The 23,055-nt window shown below is 38.6% G+C and carries 24 protein-coding genes and 1 pseudogene; 19 read left to right on the forward strand and 6 right to left on the reverse strand.

Features of this window, described 5'->3' with window-relative positions:
• The first annotated feature begins 195 nt into the window (after nt 1-195).
• The 6 genes from ACT3IB_RS10395 to ACT3IB_RS10420 all read left to right on the forward strand — a co-directional run bounded on the left by ACT3IB_RS10395 (nt 196) and on the right by ACT3IB_RS10420 (nt 3,787).
• Nucleotides 196-522, forward strand: a complete 327-nt coding sequence (locus ACT3IB_RS10395) for a hypothetical protein (protein WP_491538949.1) — start codon at nt 196-198, stop codon at nt 520-522.
• 145 nt (nt 523-667) lie between these two features.
• Nucleotides 668-1,072, forward strand: coding sequence for a hypothetical protein (locus ACT3IB_RS10400; protein WP_491538950.1), 405 nt, complete (start codon nt 668-670; stop codon nt 1,070-1,072).
• Nucleotides 1,073-1,125: 53 nt separating this feature from the next.
• On the forward strand, nt 1,126-1,419 hold the full coding sequence (locus tag ACT3IB_RS10405) for a hypothetical protein (protein ID WP_491538951.1): 294 nt from the start codon (nt 1,126-1,128) through the stop codon (nt 1,417-1,419).
• A 185-nt stretch (nt 1,420-1,604) separates the two neighbouring features.
• Nucleotides 1,605-2,120 (forward strand): hypothetical protein, encoded by a 516-nt coding sequence (locus tag ACT3IB_RS10410; RefSeq protein ID WP_491538952.1) that lies wholly within the window; start codon nt 1,605-1,607, stop codon nt 2,118-2,120.
• Nucleotides 2,121-2,423: 303 nt separating this feature from the next.
• The gene (locus ACT3IB_RS10415) at nt 2,424-3,077 is read left to right on the forward strand and encodes an outer membrane beta-barrel protein (protein ID WP_491538953.1); all 654 of its coding nucleotides are present in this window, start codon (nt 2,424-2,426) and stop codon (nt 3,075-3,077) included.
• 44 nt (nt 3,078-3,121) lie between these two features.
• Nucleotides 3,122-3,787 carry an outer membrane beta-barrel protein gene (locus ACT3IB_RS10420; protein WP_491538954.1) on the forward strand — a complete coding sequence of 222 codons (666 nt, stop codon included), beginning with the start codon at nt 3,122-3,124 and terminating at the stop codon, nt 3,785-3,787.
• Nucleotides 3,788-3,875: 88 nt separating this feature from the next.
• Here the strand turns inward: ACT3IB_RS10420 and ACT3IB_RS10425 are convergent, their stop codons facing one another.
• Nucleotides 3,876-4,265 (reverse strand): type II toxin-antitoxin system death-on-curing family toxin, encoded by a 390-nt coding sequence (locus ACT3IB_RS10425; RefSeq protein ID WP_491538955.1) that lies wholly within the window; start codon nt 4,263-4,265, stop codon nt 3,876-3,878.
• Nucleotides 4,262-4,483 carry an AbrB/MazE/SpoVT family DNA-binding domain-containing protein gene (locus ACT3IB_RS10430; RefSeq protein WP_491538956.1) on the reverse strand — a complete coding sequence of 74 codons (222 nt, stop codon included), beginning with the start codon at nt 4,481-4,483 and terminating at the stop codon, nt 4,262-4,264. The genes ACT3IB_RS10425 and ACT3IB_RS10430 overlap by 4 nt, the downstream gene beginning before the upstream one ends.
• A gap of 428 nt (nt 4,484-4,911) precedes the next feature.
• Between ACT3IB_RS10430 and mntA the strand changes: the two genes are divergently transcribed.
• The 3 genes and pseudogenes from mntA (at nt 4,912) to ACT3IB_RS10445 (ending at nt 6,735) form a co-directional block, all read left to right on the forward strand.
• Entirely contained in the window at nt 4,912-5,349 is a 438-nt protein-coding gene (gene mntA, locus ACT3IB_RS10435) for a type VII toxin-antitoxin system MntA family adenylyltransferase antitoxin (protein ID WP_491538957.1), read from the forward strand.
• Nucleotides 5,342-5,746, forward strand: a pseudogene (gene hepT, locus ACT3IB_RS10440) (type VII toxin-antitoxin system HepT family RNase toxin). The gene mntA and the pseudogene hepT overlap by 8 nt, the downstream one beginning before the upstream one ends.
• Before the next feature lie 239 nt (nt 5,747-5,985).
• Entirely contained in the window at nt 5,986-6,735 is a 750-nt protein-coding gene (locus ACT3IB_RS10445) for an aspartyl/asparaginyl beta-hydroxylase domain-containing protein (RefSeq protein WP_491538958.1), read from the forward strand.
• A 1,040-nt stretch (nt 6,736-7,775) separates the two neighbouring features.
• Here ACT3IB_RS10445 and ACT3IB_RS10450 read toward each other — a convergent pair.
• The 4 genes from ACT3IB_RS10450 to ACT3IB_RS10465 form a co-directional block, all read right to left on the reverse strand.
• Nucleotides 7,776-9,137 carry a sulfatase-like hydrolase/transferase gene (locus ACT3IB_RS10450; protein ID WP_491538959.1) on the reverse strand — a complete coding sequence of 454 codons (1,362 nt, stop codon included), beginning with the start codon at nt 9,135-9,137 and terminating at the stop codon, nt 7,776-7,778.
• 120 nt (nt 9,138-9,257) lie between these two features.
• Entirely contained in the window at nt 9,258-10,073 is an 816-nt protein-coding gene (locus ACT3IB_RS10455) for a hypothetical protein (RefSeq protein WP_491538960.1), read from the reverse strand.
• A gap of 283 nt (nt 10,074-10,356) precedes the next feature.
• Nucleotides 10,357-10,761, reverse strand: a complete 405-nt coding sequence (locus ACT3IB_RS10460) for a type II toxin-antitoxin system VapC family toxin (protein WP_491538961.1) — start codon at nt 10,759-10,761, stop codon at nt 10,357-10,359.
• Nucleotides 10,758-10,997 carry a FitA-like ribbon-helix-helix domain-containing protein gene (locus tag ACT3IB_RS10465; protein ID WP_395261959.1) on the reverse strand — a complete coding sequence of 80 codons (240 nt, stop codon included), beginning with the start codon at nt 10,995-10,997 and terminating at the stop codon, nt 10,758-10,760. Before ACT3IB_RS10465 ends, ACT3IB_RS10460 begins: the two co-directional genes overlap by 4 nt.
• Nucleotides 10,998-11,921: 924 nt before the next feature.
• Between ACT3IB_RS10465 and ACT3IB_RS10470 the strand changes: the two genes are divergently transcribed.
• From ACT3IB_RS10470 to ACT3IB_RS10515, 10 genes are all read left to right on the forward strand, one after another.
• On the forward strand, nt 11,922-12,461 hold the full coding sequence (locus ACT3IB_RS10470) for a hypothetical protein (protein ID WP_491538962.1): 540 nt from the start codon (nt 11,922-11,924) through the stop codon (nt 12,459-12,461).
• 67 nt (nt 12,462-12,528) lie between these two features.
• A complete protein-coding gene (locus tag ACT3IB_RS10475) occupies nt 12,529-13,488 on the forward strand; it encodes a GDP-L-fucose synthase family protein (RefSeq protein WP_491538963.1) in 960 nt (319 codons plus the stop codon).
• A 561-nt stretch (nt 13,489-14,049) separates the two neighbouring features.
• Nucleotides 14,050-15,195, forward strand: a complete 1,146-nt coding sequence (gmd, locus tag ACT3IB_RS10480; protein WP_491538964.1) for a GDP-mannose 4,6-dehydratase — start codon at nt 14,050-14,052, stop codon at nt 15,193-15,195.
• A gap of 123 nt (nt 15,196-15,318) precedes the next feature.
• Complete coding sequence (locus tag ACT3IB_RS10485; RefSeq protein WP_491538965.1) at nt 15,319-16,269, forward strand: UDP-glucuronic acid decarboxylase family protein; 951 nt, start codon at nt 15,319-15,321, stop codon at nt 16,267-16,269.
• Nucleotides 16,262-17,707, forward strand: a complete 1,446-nt coding sequence (locus ACT3IB_RS10490) for a flippase (RefSeq protein ID WP_491538966.1) — start codon at nt 16,262-16,264, stop codon at nt 17,705-17,707. The genes ACT3IB_RS10485 and ACT3IB_RS10490 overlap by 8 nt, the downstream gene beginning before the upstream one ends.
• A 325-nt stretch (nt 17,708-18,032) precedes the next feature.
• The gene (locus ACT3IB_RS10495; protein ID WP_491539445.1) at nt 18,033-18,539 is read left to right on the forward strand and encodes an FkbM family methyltransferase; all 507 of its coding nucleotides are present in this window, start codon (nt 18,033-18,035) and stop codon (nt 18,537-18,539) included.
• A 103-nt stretch (nt 18,540-18,642) separates the two neighbouring features.
• Nucleotides 18,643-19,329 (forward strand): sulfotransferase, encoded by a 687-nt coding sequence (locus tag ACT3IB_RS10500; RefSeq protein WP_491538967.1) that lies wholly within the window; start codon nt 18,643-18,645, stop codon nt 19,327-19,329.
• Nucleotides 19,330-19,558: 229 nt separating this feature from the next.
• Nucleotides 19,559-20,485: an FkbM family methyltransferase gene (locus tag ACT3IB_RS10505; RefSeq protein WP_491538968.1), complete on the forward strand. Its 927-nt coding sequence runs from the start codon at nt 19,559-19,561 to the stop codon at nt 20,483-20,485.
• A gap of 1 nt (nt 20,486) precedes the next feature.
• A complete protein-coding gene (locus tag ACT3IB_RS10510) occupies nt 20,487-21,590 on the forward strand; it encodes a glycosyltransferase family 4 protein (protein WP_491538969.1) in 1,104 nt (367 codons plus the stop codon).
• A gap of 61 nt (nt 21,591-21,651) precedes the next feature.
• Nucleotides 21,652-23,046: a hypothetical protein gene (locus ACT3IB_RS10515; RefSeq protein WP_491538970.1), complete on the forward strand. Its 1,395-nt coding sequence runs from the start codon at nt 21,652-21,654 to the stop codon at nt 23,044-23,046.
• Nucleotides 23,047-23,055: the final 9 nt, after the last annotated feature.

Raw genomic sequence — 23,055 nt, forward strand, 5'->3', positions numbered from 1 at the left:
GATGTGACTAACCCAGATAATAAATGATAAGCTGATCAAGTGAGAAAATTATATAATTTTTTACTCCTAATATTATCCTTGGCATTTCTACAAACGGGCTGTGTACTTCCAACTGGGTGCGGTTTATTTGGGTATTCCTCATCGTACCGAGGTGAATTAATCATTGATGATCCCTTTGAACCTATACGGTTAAATGTGAAGGACACTCTAATTATTCGCCCCTCAAACCATCTCCATATCGATTACACCTATACGGGAAATCCAGATTGTGAGAATGCACAAGACTATGTTAGTGGCCCTGATATGGTTACCGCCAACGTCCAAGAGGATTCATTAGCTACAGTTAATGTCATAACCGAAGGCCGAGATCAGTGGGGTGGAAATGAGGAAAAAGTTCAAATTATTGGGAATGAGGTGGGAAAGACATCCTTGTCATTAACGATCCACTGGACCGTAGAGGGCAATACATACTATCAAGATATTGATTCCACTTTTACCATTGGGCTTACAATTCAAGATTAAATATAATTTTGCTCATTTGACTGATATTTAACAGCTCTGCTTAAGTGTCTCCCTCTCTTAACCAATACGAGGAGCTTAACGTATTGCCCGTAACCAATAACTTACGTAGCTTGAATGACGTTACCATCATCAAATTGCTTTCATCATGTACAAATATTTTATCGCCTCGCTTGTGTTCCTATTTGTATTCGTAATTAGTTGTGACACTACTGATTCCCATAATACCAATTTAGATTTAAGGGAAGCCATCACGAACAAAACGTGGTACGAGCTAAATATCGAGCAAGATCTTTTCACAGGAGAAGTGTTAATGAAATATTCATTCGCGGAAACGGACGTAACCATTGATCTTTTTCCAATGCCTTGTGGGTTAGGTACCTCTGTGGAACCAATTGTTACTTTTTACGAAGAATATTCAATACATGGAGATAAGCAAATCTCAATTGCAGGTATCACGTATGAAGCTTCTTCCGTCTCAAAAGATGAATTATTACTTAAGTTCGAGAATCAAAGCGGAGCGAAAACAAAGAAACTTATCAGCAGGTGTTAGGGATTCTCATCGTCTTGTATCTCCTGCGATGGCTATAATCAAGTATGAATAACATGACCAATTCGGATATTAAAATTGACGAGAGTAACCTTGCTCCTGCCCCTTCTATTATGCAAAGATTAAAAAATACTTTGTTAGGGATCATATTAGGTGCTGTCTTTGTGCAACTATATTTCTTTTATGGAGCTGTAAAGAGTGGCTCATTTGTAACTGGTTCTATTATCATCTACTTCGATAGCTATTACTTCATTGGCTATTTAGCTATTTGTGGAGCATTGGGATGGTTTGCAGGACAAGATTTTTTGGACTGGATGAAAGTTAAAATGAATATGTTGAAATTCTGGTAGTAAGTGCGATAACCAAGTAAAAGAAATAATTTTTCCATTCATTATCTGTTGCAGGCTATTTAGCTTTTGGGGCATGCGTTGCCAACTCAATATTTGACCATCAAGTGCAGTAAGTTACATTTTACTTGATTTATTAACCCCAATATCCCAAATTGCTTTAGTAATACTAATAAAGGGAATACCTCATGAGAGTCTCTATTATAATAATATCCGTACTGATGTTCTCAGTGGTAGGGTGTACCACGAATACTTCATTTGAGGATGAATCACCCCAGAATGGAGACCTTATCCAAGACCAACATTTGATAACTCAAATAAGATCAGCCCCATCTTCTCTGATGGTTAATGGTATAGAATATACCGTAGAATCTTACGCTTGGAGAGATTTTATGCCCAGCGTTGATCCACCAGTAAGATTAAATCTTAATAACACCCTAATTCGTACGGATGGCGATTCTATTCAAAGTGACATCGAAATTGTACAGCATTATATTGTCCATGAAGGTAAGATCTGGCGTCCCACTGAAATTGAAGTTCGGCTAAATCAAAGCAGTCCAAATCAACTGAATATTATATCAAGAGAGGGTCCAATTTGGGAAGTCGGCTCGAAGGTAGATATTGGATTAAAAATAAAAAATCAGGACACAGGCAACATTTATTGGTTTTCAGTATCAGAAGTGCAAATTGCGGAAACCCATTAATACAATTGTTCGATGCATTTATATAAGATATTTATACCAAATTTTGGCATTTCAGGTCTCTGATTATTAGTGACAGATTGAATGGGACGAGCATAACTATTCATTGGAGACTTCAATTGGGTCAGTTATTATGACAATACTTTTTTATACACTTCTGATTCACAATGCCAGTAGCTTTTTTAAGCCTTAGAGGAGTCAAAATTTACATTTTGATAATTATTTGTAAATTGAATAATAAAGATGCCAGTAATACTTGGTGCTAAAAGAAGAAACATTGTTACTTACAAATAAACCAGGAGAGCTATGTATAAACGATTATTGTTAAGTGTTTTATTTCTATTTGGACTTTACTCAATATCTGAAGCCCAAATAATAAATCGAGGCGGTTTAACCCTATCTGGAAACTATTCAAATATCATATCTTCAGCTTCCGCAAGCGACATGGACAGAAATTTTTTGCCTGGCTATGGAATAGGATTCTTTATAGAATCAGAGATATCTAAAACACTCTCGATTCAAACTAACGTTGAATTTTCTTCACGTCGATATGAATACTCAACTAATTTTGAACCGAATCAAAAAGCTACCCACAATTTATTTCACGTGTCTGTGCCGGTAATGGCTAAATTTCAGAGTGCACGTTTTCTTCCTAATTTCTATGGGAAACTTGGTCCGAGAGTCGATTTTTATCTGGATTCAAATGACGAGATGATCACAACTTGTTCAGGGTGGGAATGTGGCCAAATCGAAGACAAAGAGGTAATGGCAAATTCAAAAACGGCTGCCCCTGGCTGGTCAGCTGCATTGGGTCGTGATGTTAATGCATTCGGCAAAAGATTTAGCGTTGAAATAAGATATAATGATGACTTCGGAACAATCAACAAAGATAGTAGCTCAGAACCTATCCAGAAAAAATCGATAGATCTTTGGATAAATATTCCTATCTCATTCAAATAAGACTTGGCGGTTCTACTTTGCCAACTTAAAAATTGAACCAGTTCATGAAAAAATGTACTGTACTTACTTTTGTTTTTTTATTTATCCTCTCCTTTAAGAATAATGCCCAGGACCTTAATGAATATGGAATAAGTTTTGGAGGAAATGCTTCGTGGATTTCAGTTGAATCAATCACTTATGATAAAAGAATTGGATTTATTGTAGGTGTTTTTGGAGAATGGAATACCACTAATCTCGGTACTATAAAGACGAGATTGGAATTTGCCAACAGAGGGTTCGTTAACAATACAACGCTTGATGCTTATTTGGAAAATTCTGGGCTTCAGTATACCAATGAGGAAATTACATTAACTACACGTCTAAGTTATTTCTCTTTGTTTGCTGGACCGAAATTCTCTCTTCTTTCACTGGATTTGAACAATTTTTATATATCTATTGGACCAAGGTTTAATTATCTCATTGACTATAAAGAAGGTGAATACAACACCCAGATAAACAACACAGAAGTAACTCTTGGTGATGGTACAGCAAGTTCAATGGATGATTTTTCAATAGATGGCTCAATTGAAACAGGATTAAAACTTTTCAATTTGAAAGAACACGAAGTCAATTTCGGGGTCAGATTTAATCACGAACTAACAAATTCATCTCCAAGTGCCTTTATGTTGAGAAACAAATCAATTGAATTGTTGTTAGGTCTTAATTTGTAAAGTTATTGTGACGTGAAATGTATTAGTCATGAACTCATAACAACCATCTTTTTTTGCTGGCAAAAAAGCCCCAAAATATTGTATCGAACTACACTTTCTTTTTACTATTCTCTTCCAGAAAGTTAGCTAACTCTTCTTTTTCGACTTTCCCATTTGCTAAGTCGATCATTACAGCGTATAAACTTTTTTTATCAGCTTCCAATCGGTAACCATTTACATAAAGAAAGGTATAAATTGCTACCAACGCTGTTCGCTTATTACCGCCAAGAAATGGGTGGTTTTTAGCAAGATAAAATCCATAGGCTTCTGCCATATGAAAAATGGTGTTATGCACATACTCCCCTTTAAACGTTGCTCTTGGTTGGGCAAGCGCCGACTCCAACAATCCTTCATCTCGAATTCCTTGTTTACCGCCATAGGTTTTTATTTGATCTCGATGAAAAGCCAGAACTGTCTCCTTATTTAAGAATTTTATCATTTTGCCAATTCTTTCAATACTTCTTTATAATCGGTATTTGCCTGGCGATAGGCTTCTGCCCATTCTTCAAACTCAGGATCCACAGGTTTAAGCTCCAAGTTAGGACCATTTTTTTCGATGGTTAATTTATCTCCACTTTTCAGATGCAATTCATCAATTAATTGCTTTGGTAGCGTTACTCCTAAACTGTTCCCGATTTTTCTAATTTTTGTTTCCATAGCAGCTTATTTATTTAAATGTTGTTATAACAATGTTATAATTATTTGCTGATTATCCAACGGCAAAATTAAAAGAATATTATTTGAACTGGCCTTTTAAAAGGGGAGGGCTAATGGTTTTTTGAAAAAAAAACTACCATTTGCTGACCGAGATTTCTTCTACCATTGCAACAAACTACTCTTGTTTCTTCCAAAAGTTTTCTACTCCTTCATTTTGAGTTGAACAAAACAATGTTGTCTCGAGAGCGTAAGGCTGTTTAGATCAAATTTTGGTCTTCGCCAATAATGTTTTTTATATCTAATAATGAGTTAACAGCATCCATTGTATATGATAAATATACTCATTGTTATTGACTTCGCAGAAGGATCATTATTTTGAAAATTACTGTTGAAGAAAAGTATACGTAGTTTCAATTCGTGGATATCTTATGAAAAGCCACAATAAAACTAATATAAAAGAGAAGCTGAAAAGCTTTTTTTTATCCAAAGAAGAAATCATCTTTGGATATCTCTTTGGGTCTGTTGTAAGCAGTGATGAGTACCGGGATATCGATATTGCTGTTTATATGAAAGCCATTCCTGATCTCATGCGCCAAGGAAAGCTGCAGTCAGAACTGAATAATCTTTTTGAGGATAAGATTGATCTGGTAATACTAAATAAACTCCCCAATAAAAATCCTGCCTTTGCCTATGAGGTAGTGACAAAAGGTGAGCTCTTGTTCAATAAAAACCCAAGTGTTCATACAGTGTATAAAAGCATAGCTCTCCAACACTATTTTGATACTGCTTATTTACGAGATCAGTTTGAAGATGCTTTCTGCCAGCGCATGACAGCTAATAAATTTGGTAAGCGAAATTATGTATAAACGACTTCAGACCTTAGAAAACAATGTGGCTGAACTACGGGAGTTGAAATCTGAGTATTCTGCTTCTGATATAAAACGAGATAAGAAAAAAGAATGGGCCCTCCGGTATGGGTTGCTAGAGTCGATACAAATTGTTATTAATCTTTCTTGTCACTTAGCCGTCCATCATAATTTGGGAAATGCCGAGACCTATTCAGATTGTATTCAGCTATTGGGGCAATATGATATTATTGATAAAGAGCTGGAGGAACGTTTGATTAGCATGGCCTGATTGCGGAATATCTTGGTGCATGAATATGTTGCGGTGGATGTGGATCGGTTGGTATCATTTTTAGATCACCTGGACGATTTTATGGCTTTTGCCAAGTCGATAAATGAGCGATTTTCTACCAAGTGATTGGGCTACTGGGGTTCTAGTAAAAACTCCGAGGTTTTCTCCGGGTAATGTAGTTGCCCATCTCTTAAACATTACTGAATCCATGGGGCTTTTCCCCACAATGCTGTTACACCTTTCACCCTTTCCGCGCATTAGTTTTCCCCGTATTATTTGAATTCATTTATACACAACATCAAGGATGTTAGAGAGATTGAATGAGCAAGTGTAGGTAAGGGATAATAATTAATAAATCACCAGCTATGAATCTGAGAGCAACAAAACGCAAACTTTCGAAAGACCTTGGGGGCAAACTGCTTTGGACCTTGGAAAAACTGATCGCAAAAACTTCCGAGGTGCCCAACACGCCCTATTTTGATTCGGATCTCTTTGACTGGACCACAGAGCTGGAAAACAATCACGCCACCATACGGGCCGAGCTGGATCAGATTCTTGAGCATTTGGATCAGGTCCCCAACTTCCAGCAGATTTCTACGGATCAGAAATCCATTACCACCGACGATAAGTGGAAGACGTATTTTTTGTATGGCTTTGGATACAAGGCCGAACAAAATTGCGCCCGCTGCCCGAAGACCACCAAGCTTATTGAGCAGATACCGGATATGAAAACCGCCTTCTTTTCCATTTTGGCGCCCGGCAAACATATCCCTGAGCATCGAGGATTGTACAAAGGCTTTATCCGTTATCACCTAGGGGTTAAAATTCCGAAGCCTATCAGCCAGTGCGGCATCAAAGTAGATGGGGAAACACGTCATTGGGAAGAGGGCAAAAGCTTGCTGTTTGATGATACTTACCTGCATGAAGCCTGGAATACCTCCGATGAAATTCGCGTCGTCTTGTTTATGGATATTCTTCGCCCGCTTAAATTTCCCGGCAATGTTCTCAATGATGTGTTGTTAAGTTTGATCAAGCGATCCTCATACATTCAGGATGCGAAAAAGAATCAGGAAGCCTGGGAAGGGAAGTATGAGAAAGAGGTTCAAAAGGTTTAATTCTTTCTTTAAGAATGAACAGAAGTGTCACTTTATTCCTCAAATGGAAGTACCCCTTTGATGATTTCTTTGCCTTTTTTGAGCGACCCAAAAAAGCATCCTAGGGTTCCGCCTTTTGGCTTGCTTTTGTGGAATTCTCCAAAATAAATTGGGATGTTCCTTTTACCTTATCCACCTATGGATTTTAAAACAGGACCTAGGAATTGTGAGCGAAGAACAAAGGGGGTTCGGGGCGAATCGCGGGAAAGCCTATAAGAAAGGCAACAACCGATTTAGAGCAATGAATAAGATATCAATTTAAACAAGACCAACATCTACGATTCCCCCGACACTTTTTTCGTCTATTTTTTGGTGACAAAAAATGGACCCTACATTGCAACAAGCCCCCAAAGCTCGGGGCACGGCAAAATGAACCCCAAAAATAGTAGGTCAAAACAATGAATGGGAACGTCACTTTATCCCCAAAATGGAGGTACCTCTTTGATACTTTCTTTACGTTTTTTGAACGACCAAAAAACGTAGTAAAAGTCGCCGCCTGAAAATTGCGAAACTGTTCCAAACCTCAGGCTGGATAATTTTGATGGTCCATCACAGTAGGTATTTGTTATCTTTTACGGCACCGGTACAAAATTATCCTTTACGCCCTCGTTTTCCACCCGCAATTCGTTATGACGGGATAACAAGCAGAATACATATATTACCTTCAGGGTTTTAAAGTACCGGCATTACGAATTTTGCGCATCAGACCAAAAGATACGGTTATGCATTTTATACCGATGACTAATTATTTTCTGTTTTCATCAGAAAAAGGATCATTAAAATGCATGGATCTTGCAGGTCGATGCAACCGCAAAATTACCAGCCGGCGATGTTTTTGGGTTCCGTTTTTGGATCGTTTCAAAAATGGAACATGTTATTTGCTCACAAAAAATGAATATTCATTATTGATTAAGCTCCATCCATTTCAACTAAAGAATACCTAGGGAGCTTCATTCAGAAACGTTACCTCCAATTGTTGAAACCAAATAAATGATCAGTTTCTACTGCTTTTCCGACTGGGCCAACGGCACGCCCACCTCTTTGGCCATCCGTTGCATTCTGCTACGTATTTGCCTGACAATCTTCGGAAAATCTTTGGCCCGATTAAAGCGCTCTTCCGGATCGGTTTTGAGGTTAAAAAGCTGCGTATTTTTAGAAGCGGTCCGCAGTTTCCAGTCTCCTACAACCATAGCCTCTAACTTGCCATACAGAAAATAGGCGTATTGATTGCGAGGCGAGTTTGTGTGTTGCCCGCTCAGCCATGGCATCAGGTCGTACCCATCCAGGGGATAATGGGGGAGCTGAGCACCTCCAATTTCCATAAGGGTTCGGTACATGTCCGGCGTAGCGGCCAATTGTGAGGACACCTGACCCGCCGGAATCTGGTTGGGCCATCGAATGATACCCGGCACGCGCGTCCCACCTTCGTAGGTCGTGCGTTTGGAGCCCCGAAGCGAGCCTGTCGATCCCTGGTGCCGCGGACTAACACCAGCTTTAAGCATACGCCGGGGCAGGGTTTTCCACGGTCCGTTATCGGATGCAAAAAATATGAGCGTATTTTCGGATATGCCCTGCTCGTCAAGCGTTTTAAGAATTTGTCCCACGCTCCAGTCAATAGTTTGAACCACATCCCCGTACAGTCCGGCCTCTGAGCGTCCCCGAAATGCGGACGTGGTACGAATGGGCAGGTGCGGCATATTATACGCCAGGTAAAAGAAAAACGGCTGTTTGTTATTACTATGCTCATTGATAAAGCGCGTGGCTTCCTTGGTGTAGCGGACCGTTAATGAATCGAGGGTAACCGGCCCATCTATCACGTCATCATTTCGGTACATGCGTAAAGGTTCGGTAGTGGGATACCAGGGAGGTTGATAATCGTGGGAATAGGGGAGGCCCAGCCACGAGTCAAATCCCTGCCCGGTGGGTAAGTATTTCTTCTTTTGATATCCGAGGTGCCATTTTCCCGCCATCCCTGTGTGATATCCGGCTTCTTTGAGCCCTTCAGCCAGGGTGATTACACTATCAGGCAAGCCACCTTTTCCTCCGACTCCCGTTCGTCCGCCATACCCAACACGCGGCAAATAAAGTCCGGTCATCAGCTGCGTCCGGGAAGGCACGCATAGCGACCCGGTAAGATATGAGGTGAATCGCATGCCCTGATCCGCAAGCGAATCGATATGTGGGGTGCGGATAGTGGGACTGCCATAACTGCTTAGATCCCCGTAGCCCAAATCATCGGTAAACAGGACAATGATATTTGGTCTTTCGGCATGGGATCGCTCCTCATATCCCAACAACAAAGCTGCCGGGAGGAACAGCAAGATGAGCAAAAACAGGTAATATTTTTTCAGAATATATTTCATTCTTTGGCCACTAATCAGTCATTGGTAATCTTTCATTAAATTATAGTCGGGGCACAAATTCTGCAAGTAGGTTGGTTTATTTTAAGCGGAATGATTTTAGGGAAGAAACAGTATAGTAAGCTATTCTCCCGTATCCGTCCAGGACCGAAATCCCCGGTTCTTCCAGTTGATGATCGATAAGTAGGCGCCTTCCTGTTGGCTTACTACGCTGTCGGAATAAGCTTCCAGCATGTCACCCGCCTTTTGAAAAACTGATTCCTCGGGATAATCGTAATAACTGGCTATATCGTAATCATTTTCTTTGGTGGGATAGGGGATAGCGCCTTCATCGGGAAAGGCAAAAGAGGTAAGGTCCAGCGAATCATTAAGCATCTGCTCAAAATCATTGCACATCCAGCGGGTATCTTCGGTTGACTGACACAGGAAGGCAAACGAATGTTCGGGATACCGCAAGAATGTTTCTATCTCGGGTGATACAAATAAGCTCGTATCACCGGTTACCTGTAGTGAAGACTCATCCACCGCCAGCTGATAGGTGAAACGCTGACTTTGGTACGAAAAGCTAAGGTTATATGTACCGGGTTCTACATCCAGCGTGAACCCATTTTGAGCCGGTCCCAGCGCCGTAAGGCATACCGTTTGATCTTTTATCCCGTCAATAACGATTTGCTTAGCCGAAGAGGTTGAGGAAAGCTCTGAAACGATCCGGTAGTTCATGCATGGATAGATATCCTCGGTTTTCATTTGGAGCTCAACATGGGGCTCTACCGGAGTATTCATGGCATTAGCTTGGTCATGGGTTTCAATTACCGAAAAAGTGATACCCTCATCGATAGAGAGTAGATCCGATTCATTTTCCGGTCCCGAGAGGTTATTGCAACCTGCAATGATGAGAAGAATGGTCCCCAATAGAATGCTTGAGTCAGCCCAATACATGATGACAACAGATTATTTTGTACGCTTTTACAAAATCAACTTACAAATCAAAGGAGATATTGTCCATATCTTTCTAATCAGGAGTTACATAGAAGAAGGAATACCCCATTTTTTATAATTCGAACACAATTCTAAGCCCGTCCAGTGGAATGTCACATTGTGACCCTCCGATAAATCGGAGGATTCCACGGAGGAGCTTGATATTTATGGTTGCATCAAGGTAAAAGGAACATCCTACTTAAGTAATATAAAATGATCTGCGCTAACATAACAGAACCGAAGTTTATGATTCGATTAAATTCTTCGGGTGCTTGGCTAAATCTGGAAACTCTCGGATTAGCTGCTTGTCCAAAGTAATTAAGTCGAGATCAAGATCTTTTGCTAAACTCACAAATTCACAATCATAAGAGGAACAGGCTGATTGGCTTACATGCTGAAGTACTTGTACCGAATTAACCTGAAATTGGTGATCTTTCATTTGAAGTTCAGCCTTTTCCATAATTAGCAAAGCCTCGGACAAGTCAATTAGCTCTTTTCTTAAATATTGTGTTATCACATTTCGAAATTCACTTTGCCAAAGGGTAGGAGCCATCCATTGAGGATCCTTTTGATAGAGCTTGTCACAAAGATCTGTTGCATCTGATGGAAGCCAAAAGTGAGCAAGAATATTCGTATCAACAACGATCATGGACGCCCTTGATTAATGGCAGATTCAATTTCTTCAGAAGACAGACTCCCTTTCGCTTTTTTACGCAATCGACGTGCTTCTTGTAGGATATCGTCAGTAGAAACCTGTTGGGGTTTGACGGTTTGTTCTAAACAGGCAATAATTTCACTGTTGATACTACGATGGTGAGCATTCGCCTGCTCGCGGACGCGATCATAAATTTCTTCCGGAATGTTTTTTACGGTGATACTGGGCATGTGACATTAGTTTCGTTATGGTTTCTATATGAAACTAAAAAGGATGGGCAATTATTGCAAGACAATTGCTACGCCATCTATGCGTAGATCCAGAAGCTATTTAGAGCAGGCGGAGTTTCTTCTCTATAAATATGGAGGGATTTAATACCAGTATCCACGTTACGGTTTTAAACAGGACCTAAGAATTGTAAGCGAAGGCCTGTCAGGGTGCGCAAAAGCATTTCATACCGGTGATATCTTAGAAATAGGTACAATAGAATAAGGACCATTGAAATGGTCGCACCCAAAGGCCAGAGCAGGGTTCACAATTCTCAGTCTTGATTTTTTGGTTCGTTTTGGATCAAGCCCCGTGGAATGCCACGTAGTGGCCCTCCGAATTTCGGAGGATTCCACCAGGGCAAGCCAAAATGAACACCACAACCTTTGGACACAAAAATGAATATTTAATTACTGGCCATCCCGATGGATGGGGGGATTCTACGGAGCAGGGTTAATCCACCCTGGCACCTGTACCTTGAATCTTACCACATGCATCCTGCCACTTGTATCCTATAACTTGCATTCTGAAACCAAAACCACCGTCCTTAGTCCCCGGTCAGCTGTCCCCAATCCAACATTCAACATCTAACCTTCAACATTCAAAACCACAAACTTAGATACCAATCGTAAATCTGAGAAACTTAAAATTTTTAACTTAACACTTAAAACTTATCTAAAACCAACTTGAAACTAACCATTCCAACCATTACCCTTAGTGAGTTGTAAAATCAAGATGATAAGCTATGAGCAAGAATAGTATAGAGACGCTTTGAGAACACCAATACGATTCTCATTTCAGGTTCATAAAACAATACATTTTCATTACCTTGAGGCCTGTTAATCACAGGTCAACATCGTCATCAATTTTTATTCGATTATAGGGATATGGACGCTAAAGCTTTTTTCAGGATTGTAATTGCAGGCATTTTTCTTCTTATAGGATTAGTTATCTCCGATGGTCAAGCCCAAAATCAACAAATACCGGGTCAGCAGTTCCGCTTGGGTGAACGCATTATCCGTGTGGCCGAACCCGGACAACTGGCCGATACCTTAAATGTGTGGGGTGATGTTGGAAGTCCCGGCCGATATTTAGTACCCCGGAATACAACATTGCCCGAACTCATTTCTTACAGTTTTGGCCCTCGTACTATCAGTGATCAGCAAACGCAATTGGATTGGTCCAAAATGAGAATTGAGGTCAATATATCGGAGTACAACGTAAAAACCGGAATGGAAGAGATAACCAGTTTTAAGTATCGATTAAATGAACCTTTACCGGATGGTATGCGGACTTTTAATCTCGAAAATAATCAAGTGGTGGCCTTACAGGTTAAGCGCCGACCTTCCTTTGTGGATTATATGCGTGTTATTGGTCCCATCGTGTCAACGGTGGCAACGAGTATTCTAATTATCGATCGCCTTTAACCTTGTTTAATGTAATAGACTCATCTGTTTAAGAGTATCCATTTTGACCATTTGATATAACCAAGAGATGTTAAATAAAGATTCAAAAATCTATATTGCCGGTCACCGCGGAATGGTGGGATCAGCCGTGAAGCGCAAGCTGGAACAAGAGGGCTATGAAAACCTCATCTATAAAACAAGCTCTGAGCTTGACTTGCGAAATCAGCAGGCAGTAAAACAATTCTTTGAAGCACAACAACCTGATGTAGTTGTCGATGCTGCGGCCCGGGTTGGCGGTATCATGGCTAATAATGAATATCCCTGGCAGTTTTTGTATGAAAACCTGGAGATTCAGAACAACATCATCTCTTCTGCTCACCAGCAGGAAGTAGACAAGCTGATCTTCCTGGGAAGTTCCTGCATTTATCCCAAGCATGCCGATCAGCCGATGAGTGAAGATTCACTACTTGCTGGACCGTTGGAGACAACCAATCAATGGTATGCTATAGCCAAGATTGCCGGAGTGAAGATGGTGGATGCTCTGCGCCGACAGTACGATCGTGACTACGTATCGCTGATGCCCACCAACCTGTATGGACCTAATGACAATTTTGACCTGGAAACTTCCCACGTGTTACCTGCGATGATACGCAAGTTTCATGAAGCGAAACAAAACGGACACAGCCCTGTACCTTTGTGGGGCACGGGCTCACCCATGCGTGAATTTCTGCATGTGGATGATGTAGCCGATGCGGTATTTTTTACCCTTAATAATGAAATGGAGCATGATCTGTATAATGTAGGAACCGGTAAGGATATTACAATTAAAGATCTGGCTTTATTGATACAAGATATTGTAGGACACAATGGTGATATTAACTGGGATACCTCCAAACCCGACGGTACGACCCGAAAGTTGATGGATGTAAGCCGCATGACGGAGGCCGGCTGGACGTACAATATCGAGCTGGAAGATGGTATCAAAGCTACCTACGATTGGTTTTTGGATAATTTGGATAAGATTAAGGAAGTAGAAATAAAATCTTGAATGTCCCCCTTGTGGCAATTTCAGCTTGAAAAGCAGTAAATGAAGTTAGAAGGGGGCTATGGGGGATGATGTCTATCCCTCTAATTTATGAATGTATGTTCTTTTAAAGATTAATGAAGTGTTCATTTTTTCAATCAAGAAAAAATGACCCAAAAGTGTTGGTGATGCACCTTTTTTCTTGATAAAAAAGGGTCTAAAAAATCAAGACTTAGAATTTTGAATTCGGCTTCGGCCTGCAAGATGCATGCATTTAAATGATCCTTGATCTAATGGAATGGATATGAATTTACGCATCGGTATAAAATGCAAAAACGCATCTTTTGGCCTCTGCACAAAATTCTTAGGCCGGTTATTAAACCCTGGGGTCCGGGGCGAATCGCGGGAAAGATAATATTATGATAATGATTAATGTAGAATAGCAATCCCCGGTTTTGTGCTTTAATCAGAACAAAATCTACGATTCCCCCGGGACTTTTTTGGTTCGTTTTTTAGTCATAAAAAATGAACATACAGTAAACCAAAAGGCGGAAAGGAAATAGAATTTTAAATAATATACACATCGTGAGTGCATCAAGACAAAAAACAGCATTAATAACGGGAGTGACCGGACAGGACGGCTCCTACCTGGCAGAGCTATTACTTGACAAAGGCTACGAAGTACACGGCATTAAGCGACGCGCAAGCCTCATCAAGACCGACCGCGTGGATCACCTCTACCACGACCCCCACTATGAGGGATTGCCCTTTTATTTGCACTATGGAGATATGACCGACTCCAGTAACCTGACACGAATCATTCAGGAAACCCAGCCCGATGAAATTTATAATCTTGCCGCCCAGAGTCATGTAGGGGTTTCTTTTGAATCACCGGAATACACCGCCGACGTCGATGCCATGGGAGTACTCAGGATGCTGGAGGCCATTCGCATATTAGGTATGGAAAACAAAACGAAATTTTACCAGGCTTCTACATCTGAATTGTACGGCAAAGTGCAGGAAACACCACAGAATGAAGATACTCCCTTTTATCCTCGATCACCCTATGCCGCTGCCAAGCTTTATGCCTATTGGATTACCCGCAACTACCGCGAAGCGTACGACATGTTTGCTGTCAACGGCATTCTTTTTAACCACGAATCACCCAGACGGGGTGAAACCTTTGTTACGCGAAAAATTACCAGGGCGGCAGTGCGTATTGCAACAGGAGAGCAGGATAAACTGTTTCTTGGGAACTTAAATGCCGAACGCGACTGGGGACATGCTAAAGACTACGTACGTGGTATGTGGCTTATGCTGCAACAGGAAGAACCAGAAGATTTTGTGTTGGCGACCAGTGAAACGACTTCGGTTCGTGCCTTTTGCGAGATGGCTTTTAGTCATCTTGGTATTGAATTGCAATGGGAAGGGGAAGGTCCCAACGAAAAAGGGAAGGTGGTTAAAATTGATAAAGAACAATTTGAAAAAGTGACAAATCTTTCCCCTTCAAACCTACAACTAACAATGGACGAAGTCCTAATTAAAGTTGACCCACAGTATTTTCGCCCGACGGAAGTGGAAACATTGTTGGGGGATGCATCAAAAGCAAAGGAACAGTTAGGTTGGGAGCCTGAATTCTTGATTAATGACTTAGTGAAGGATATGGTTGAAGGTGATTTTAAGAAATTGATGAATGGTCATGGAGTCGTTGATAAAGCAGATATTGAATAACGTTTCCCAATTGTCCCGAGAATGAAAGTATAAACTTTTATGTCATCCTGAACTTGTTTCAGGATCTACTATTAGAAGGATTACTAAAAGAAATTAAATTAATCTTTTAAGCAATAATAGAAAATGAGAGTATTAATTACAGGAGGAGCGGGGTTCCTCGGTTCACATCTCTGTGACCGATACATCGAAGAAGGGTATGAGGTTATATGTATGGATAATCTTAGTACCGGTAATGCCGATAATATTGCTCATCTTTTTGGGAATGAGAATTTTGAATTCATCAACCACGATGTTACCCATTATATTCACGTGGGTGGAGAACTGGATCTGATCCTCCATTTCGCTTCCCCGGCATCGCCCATAGATTACCTGGAAATGCCTATACAAACCCTCAAGGTAGGTTCACTGGGTACGCATAAAGCACTTGGGCTGGCCAAAGAAAAAAACGCCCGCTTTTTGTTGGCATCCACCAGCGAGGTTTATGGCGACCCGGTTACTCATCCCCAGAGCGAAGATTACTGGGGCAACGTCAATCCTATAGGCGACCGCGGGGTGTACGACGAGGCCAAACGCTTTGCAGAGGCGATGGCCATGGCCTATCACCGTTACCACGGGGTAGAGACAAGAATAGTGCGAATTTTTAATACCTATGGGTCACGGATGCGGCTGCATGATGGACGTGCCCTGCCAACCTTTATGCGACAGGCACTGAATGGAAACCCGCTTACGGTCTATGGAGACGGTTCCCAAACACGCTCCTTCATGTATGTGGATGATCTTGTGGAAGGGATTTGGCGACTTTCACAATCGGATTATGTAGAGCCGGTAAATATCGGGAACCCCGATGAAATTACGATCCTGGAGTTTGCGAAAGAGATTATTGAGCTGACTGGTTCTGATAGCGAAATTACTTTTGAAGAGCTGCCAAAGGACGATCCCCAGGTTCGCCAACCGGATATAAGTCGAGCGAAAAAAGTGCTGGGTTGGGAGCCCGAATATGATCGAAAACAAGGACTGAAGAAAACATTGGAATATTTTAAAGCAAAAGTAGATACGGACTTAAAAATTGTCTGACCAAAAAAAGCGTACGTTAAAAGGAGGTGCTGGATTTCTCTTTTCCAATGTGGTTACCCAAGGTTTGGGGTTTCTTTTTATCGTTATTGCCAGTAGAGTCTTGGGCCCAGCTGAGTTTGGTGTATTATCTCTGGGATTATCGGTAATAGGGATAGCTACAAACTTTGGAAAATTTGGTTTGCCCAATACAATACAACGGTATTTATCCGGAGAAGGGGAGAATCGCAGGGAGTATTTGTTTGGCAGTATTCTTCTGTTTGCTACTTTTTTCGCCACACTTTTTTCAGTGCTCTTCTTTACAGCATCGGGATATATCGCAACTGATATATTTGATGAACCCAGATTAGCAGTAGTGTTAAAAGTTTTATCTATCGGTGTAGCATTAAGGATTCTATACAGCATCCTTAATGCTGTATTACAAGCACAAGAGCGCATAAAACAAATTATTATAAGTAGAACGACCCGTAGTGTTTGTAAGATAGGATTCTTGTTACTTGTATTTATCTGGATTCAAAATGCTGTAGTTGCTGCTCTAGCAGGAATATTAGCTACTGTTGTTGCTTTGTTGTATGCACTAAGATGTGTTAAGAAAATTAACATTACACCCAGTTTACCTACAAAAAGTGATGTGAAAAAAGTAGCGGCTTATTCAATCCCCCTTGTTTTTGTTGGTTTTAGCTATTTCTTGAATCAACAAACAGATCGCTTAATGTTGGGATGGTTATCCACAAGTTCAGATGTTGGTATTTATACTGTTGTTTCAACGCTGGCATTAATTATGAGTACCTTTCATGGGTCACTGGTATCCATATTTTTTCCTATTGCATCTCAGGCATATAGAAATAATGAGTTTGATGAATTAAATGATACCTATCTTTTTATCTCAAAATGGGTAGGTGGTGTAAATGCTTTCGTTGCATTGATTTTTGCTGGGTTTGGAGCTTGGATTCTAACATTATTTGGAGCAGAATATTCAAACGAGGTTTCATACCAGGTTCTGATACTTTTATCATTTTTATACTCTTTAGGAACGATAATTGGTCCAACGGGAGCACTTTTACAGATGGCTGATGGACACAAAATTGAACTGTATAATACCTTAGTATATTTCGTTTTAAATATAGTTCTTAACTATTTCTTCATTTTGAGGTATGGATTGGCAGGTGCTGCTATAGGTACCTTAATAGCAGGATTAGTAAGGAATTTAATGCAAATAATAGAGATAAGAAGTTTATACGGTCTCAAGGTATTACGAAAAGAGAATCTCGTTATTCTAATAGTAGTTTTTATAACTTTTTTATTGTGTTTCCCTTTTGAAAATTACAGAATATTCATTTCTCTGCTTTCAATAAGCTTTTTACCTGTATACATGTATTGGCAATTGGATAAATTTGAAATAGAAATGCTGAAAAAAGGTTACAGTAAATATATTGGCTGACAGTTGATAAAAGCATGAAGAGTAAAAAAGCAATCTTATAATGAAAATAATTAAAAAAAATCTTCCTAGGTCTATTTTTAAAATGTTAAAAAAGATTAAGGCCTATATAAATACTTCAAAATAGTTAGAAAGACCATTATATGATCTGAGTAAAAGTAGTCATGAAGATCTGTTAAAATGTGCAATAGCTTATAATCAATACGGGGGTTATTGTGTTCCACTATCATCACGCCATAGGCCAGCGGCCCAAAAGATTTTTAATGGAGAAGTCTTTGAACCAGATACAATTGCATTTATAATTGAAAATTGTAGAGGTGGTGATATTATACATGCTGGAACATTTTTTGGTGATTTTTTGCCTGGATTATCTAAGGGGTGTAAGTCAAAAATATGGGCATTTGAACCAAATCCAGAAAATTATAAATGTGCTAAAATAACTCTCGAAATTAATTCGATTTCCAATGTCAATATCAAAAATGTAGGCTTAGGTAATGAAAAAAGAGATGCCTTTTTGCAAATATATAATGATTCTGGTAAATCACTGGGTGGAGCAAGTAGATTTGTCAATAATAATAAACAGGCAGTTGAAGTACCTATAAAGAAAATAGATGATATTATTCCAGAAGATAGATCAATTTCCGTTTTACATCTAGATGTGGAAGGTTATGAGAAATTTGCATTATTAGGAGGTCTTACTACTATCGAGCGTTGTAAACCAATTTTAATTCTTGAAACAGTTCCTCCAAATAACTGGATGAAGGAGTATCTATATTGTCTCGGTTATAAAAAAGTTGGTAAAGTTCATGCTAATACAATTTTTATAGCAAATTAGATTAAAGTAATAACCTGTTTTTGCTTGCTATTCATATAGTCTAAAGGATGTTATTTACATAATTGGCAAACAGTAGGGAGTCAACAAACTTTCATAGATTTCGATGTCAGATTATATTAAACCTAATTTTTTAGTAGTTGGTACTGCAAAGTCAGGTACAACATCATTGTTTAATTATTTGAAGCAACATCCTGAAATTTTCATACCTGAAAGAAAGGAATGTCGGTTTTTTTCAGAAATGCCGGGTAATTTTAAAGGTGGTCGAAGTGCAGCTTTTCAAAATAATACTATAAATAGCATTGAGGAATATGAAAAACTGTTTGAGGGGCAGAGTGAAAAATTTAAAGGAGATTTATCTACCGACTATCTTTATTATGCTGAAAAGAGCATTCCAAACATCAAGCAATATTTAGATAAAAACGTATTTATATTCATTATCCTAAGAAATCCAGTCGATCGAGCATATTCTCATTATTTGCACAATGTTCGAGTAGGAAGTGAAAATAAAAGTTTTAAACAAGCCATTAAGCTAGAGAAGGATAGAATAAGTGAGGGATATGCTTGGACATTCCATTATATAAGAGCTAGCCTTTATTATAGAAAAGTAAAATCATTCGTAAATAGTTTTGAAAATACTAGTGTATTTATTTTAGAAAAGAGTAATGGAATAAGTAATATTGCAAACAAAATTATTGAAAAAATGGGACTTGATAGTATTACTTTTAAAGAAAAAAACATAATCAAGGATTTTTATATAGTAATAAAATATTTAGGGAGTTTAATTACTTAGAAGTACCAAAGTTCTTGAAACCAGCTCTCAAGAAAATTGGAGTTTTGGAAAATTTACGAAACCTCAAAAAAGAAATTGTAAGAAAAGGAAAGACCTCTACTGAACCGTTAATGTCTAGCTTTAGACAGGAACTTTATGGAAGATTTTTTTCGAAGGATATTGAGAATTTAGAAAAGTTATTGGACAAAGATTTAGAAATATGGAAAGAATCAGAACTTAAGAATTCAATATGATCAAACGTTATTTGAATAAATATTTTAAAAAACTTGTCAAAAAAGATGAGACATGCCAGAAATTGTTGGGTAAGCAGATGAGCTGGATGCAAAGGAAAATCAAAGCTGAAAACTTGTCAGAAATAGGGTACTCAGTTTTTTCTCAATGGGATGAAGATGGGATTATTCAATATCTGATAAAAAAATTACCTATTGAAAATAAATATTTCATAGAATTTGGAGTGGAGGATTATCGGGAGTCGAATACTAGATTCTTAATGATGAATAATAATTGGGGGGGGATAGTCATTGATGGAGATGAAAAGAACGTCAGTACAATCAAAAGCTCAAGATATTATTGGAAATATGACCTCATCGCAATCGAAAAATTTATTACAAAGGAAAATATAGACGACTTCTTAAAAAAGAAGTTGGATGAATTAGGGATAAATAAAGAAATTGGTTTATTGAGCATAGATATTGATGGTGTTGATTATTGGGTGCTGAAACAGATTAAATCCATCGATCCAGCTATAATTATTTGCGAATATAATTCTATTTTTGGCAACAGTATCCCAGTGACTATTCCTTACGAAGAAGATTTCGAAAGGAATAAATACCATTATAGCAATTTGTATTTTGGCGCAAATCTAAAAGCTTTTAATAGATTATTAGTAAATCGAGGATATGTTTACGTAGGTAGTTCATTGAATAGTATCAATGCTTTTTTCGTAAAAAAAGATTTGGCAGAATCTTTAATTCCCAATTTAGTTAAAGATGCAAACAGTAACTTTGATCAGACAAATGTAAGAGAGTCTAGGAATTCGGAAGGAAACTTGAACTTTAAAAGGGGTAAGGAACGCTTAAAAGAAATTAAAGAAATGCCTCTCTATAATTTGGAAACTGGAAACGTTATTAAAGTCCAAGATTTGCCAAATTACTAATATGAAAATTGCTTTTGACCATCAAATATTTACGTTCCAGAAGTATGGGGGTATCTCAAGATATATTACAAGGTTATCAGAGAATCTAAATAGTATTGGTTGGCAAGCACAAATTCTTACAACGTTACATAAAAATTATTATTTACAAGAGATTAACAATGATAATTTCGATTTCGTATGGAATTATCCAGACTATATGAATATAACTATTGGGACAATAAACAAATGGTTTGCAAAATACAAAATGGCTAATTGGCAGCCCGATATTTTGCATGAGACATTTTACCTAAATGATCAGTTTATATCCGATAGTATCCCTGTTGTTACTACAGTTCATGATATGATTCCTGAACTATTTCAGGATGATTCATCTAAAGAGAATAAATATATAGAAAATAAAAAAAGAGCTATTAACAGGGCAGACCACGTAATTTGTGTTTCCCATAATACGAAGGCTGATTTAATTGAGTTATATAATGTGCCCGAAGTAAAAGTCAGTGTTGTTCATCATGGATTTGAGAGATTTTCCTCAAAAACTGATACAGAATTTGACAATACACAGTTTTTTGATTCGCCTTTTTTATTATATGTGGGAAATAGGAAGGGGTACAAAAATTTTGAAAAGTTTGTCAAAGCCTATGCTAGTTCAAGCATGTTAAAAAATGATTTTGAAGTTATTGCATTTGGAGGTAGTAACTTTTCATCAAGAGAAAAAGAATTGTTAAAAGACTTGGACATTCTAGAAAAGGTCAAACAAATGAGTGGAAATGATCAACTGTTAGGAAAACTGTATAGTAATGCGAGCGCGTTTGTATTTCCTTCATTATATGAAGGATTTGGGATGCCAATACTCGAAGCAATGGCGCATAATTGTCCCGTTATAGCTAGTAATAAAAGTTCAATACCCGAAGTTGCAGGTAAAGCTGCCGAACTATTCGAACCTGAAGATTTAGATTCTATTCGTTCTTCCCTTGAGAAGGTTTTATATTCTTTATCCTATAAAAACGAGCTAATAGAAAAAGGTGTTAAGCATCTAAATTGTTTTTCGTGGGTGAAATGTGCCAAGGAGACTATAAATGTTTATGAGGAGGTATTAGCTTGCTAACTAAACTTGTAATAAATAGATAAATTATTTTTTTACTTTCCTCCAAGTTACTCGAAAGATTATGACTTTAAACAAAATCGAAAATTTTTTCCTTTTCTCTTATATATATCTGGCTCCCTTTTATTATTTTCAGATACCCGTTTCTTTGTTTGGCGGAAATTTTAAGAAAATTATTGAACTAATATTATTAGGGCTGTTTGCATTTCGGATACTTATAAAACTGGAGTTACCTTCATTTCCCAAAATTGGTATCGGGAACTTCATCACCTATGTGGCTGTAGCCTCTTTTATATCACTATTTTTTGCCGTGCCATTTGCCAATAGTTTGCCAGATGATTTGGCCCTTATTACTCAGCCTATACCGCGTTTTATTGTTCAGATGGGATCGCTAATTACAATGGTATCCGTTTTTTATTATGCATACCGTTTTGCCAAGAAAAATGGTATAAAATTTCAAAAACATTTATTTATAGTCTTTTCCATCGTAATATGTGCAGGTATTTACCAGTTTATTGCCTTTTATATGGGGTTGCCGTACTGGGGTATTTCTATGAGCCGGGATTTTATAGTGACCTTCAGTTCCGGATTTATTCGTGTTAATTCGCTGGTTGGTGAACCGAAAGGGCTTGCTTCTTTTATCCTTTTATTTGCGATTCCCTTTTTACTATTTAGAAATAACATAACCAGCAGGTGGTTTAAGTTTCTGGGATATAGCTCCTTGGTGTTATTGCTCTTCACCTTCTCAACGAGTGGTTATTTTACCTTTGTATTGGGTTTGTTTGTGTCGGCATATGTCGCTTTTACAAAATATCGGGCTCAAAAAAGTAGATTTTACAGCGTTATCAGTTCCTTTGGGCTAGTTGTAACAATCTTAGTGTTGGTAATTATTCTTGTACCGGCCATAAGAGGCGTATTATTTGAGCGCATTGACAGGCTTGGAGCAATGACGGGATTGAGCCAGGATCCTGGTGCATTTTCCAATCAGGTTTATTTGATGGTACCGATAATAGGCGAGGCGGCTTTTTCGGTCATTGACGCGATGCCCTTAGCTTTTTTATTGGATAACCCTTGGGTAGTGATAACAGGAGTAGGGGATGGAATGATAAGTATTTATGCAAGAGAGTACTTTGGAGCGTACCACGGCTGGTTCGATATAGGGTATGGAGGAGTTATTGGTCCATCAGTGGGTATTATAAAACATTTGGCTGATTGGGGTATAATTGGTATTTCGTTGTTCGGTCTAATTATTTATCGAGTGGTAAAAAGAGCTTCCCGAATTCTTTCCTTTGATGACATTAGCATCAGTGAAAAAAATGCGTTAGAGTTTTGGAGTATTGCAGTTATCGGGATGGCACTTTTTATAATCAATATTGGGAATGGTTATACAGGTCTGTTACTGCCGGGCTTAGTTATAGGATACTCAGATTTTTTAAAGAATAAATATAATCTCAGGTAATACAGACGA

Source organism: Fodinibius sp. GM21, from assembly GCF_058386955.1.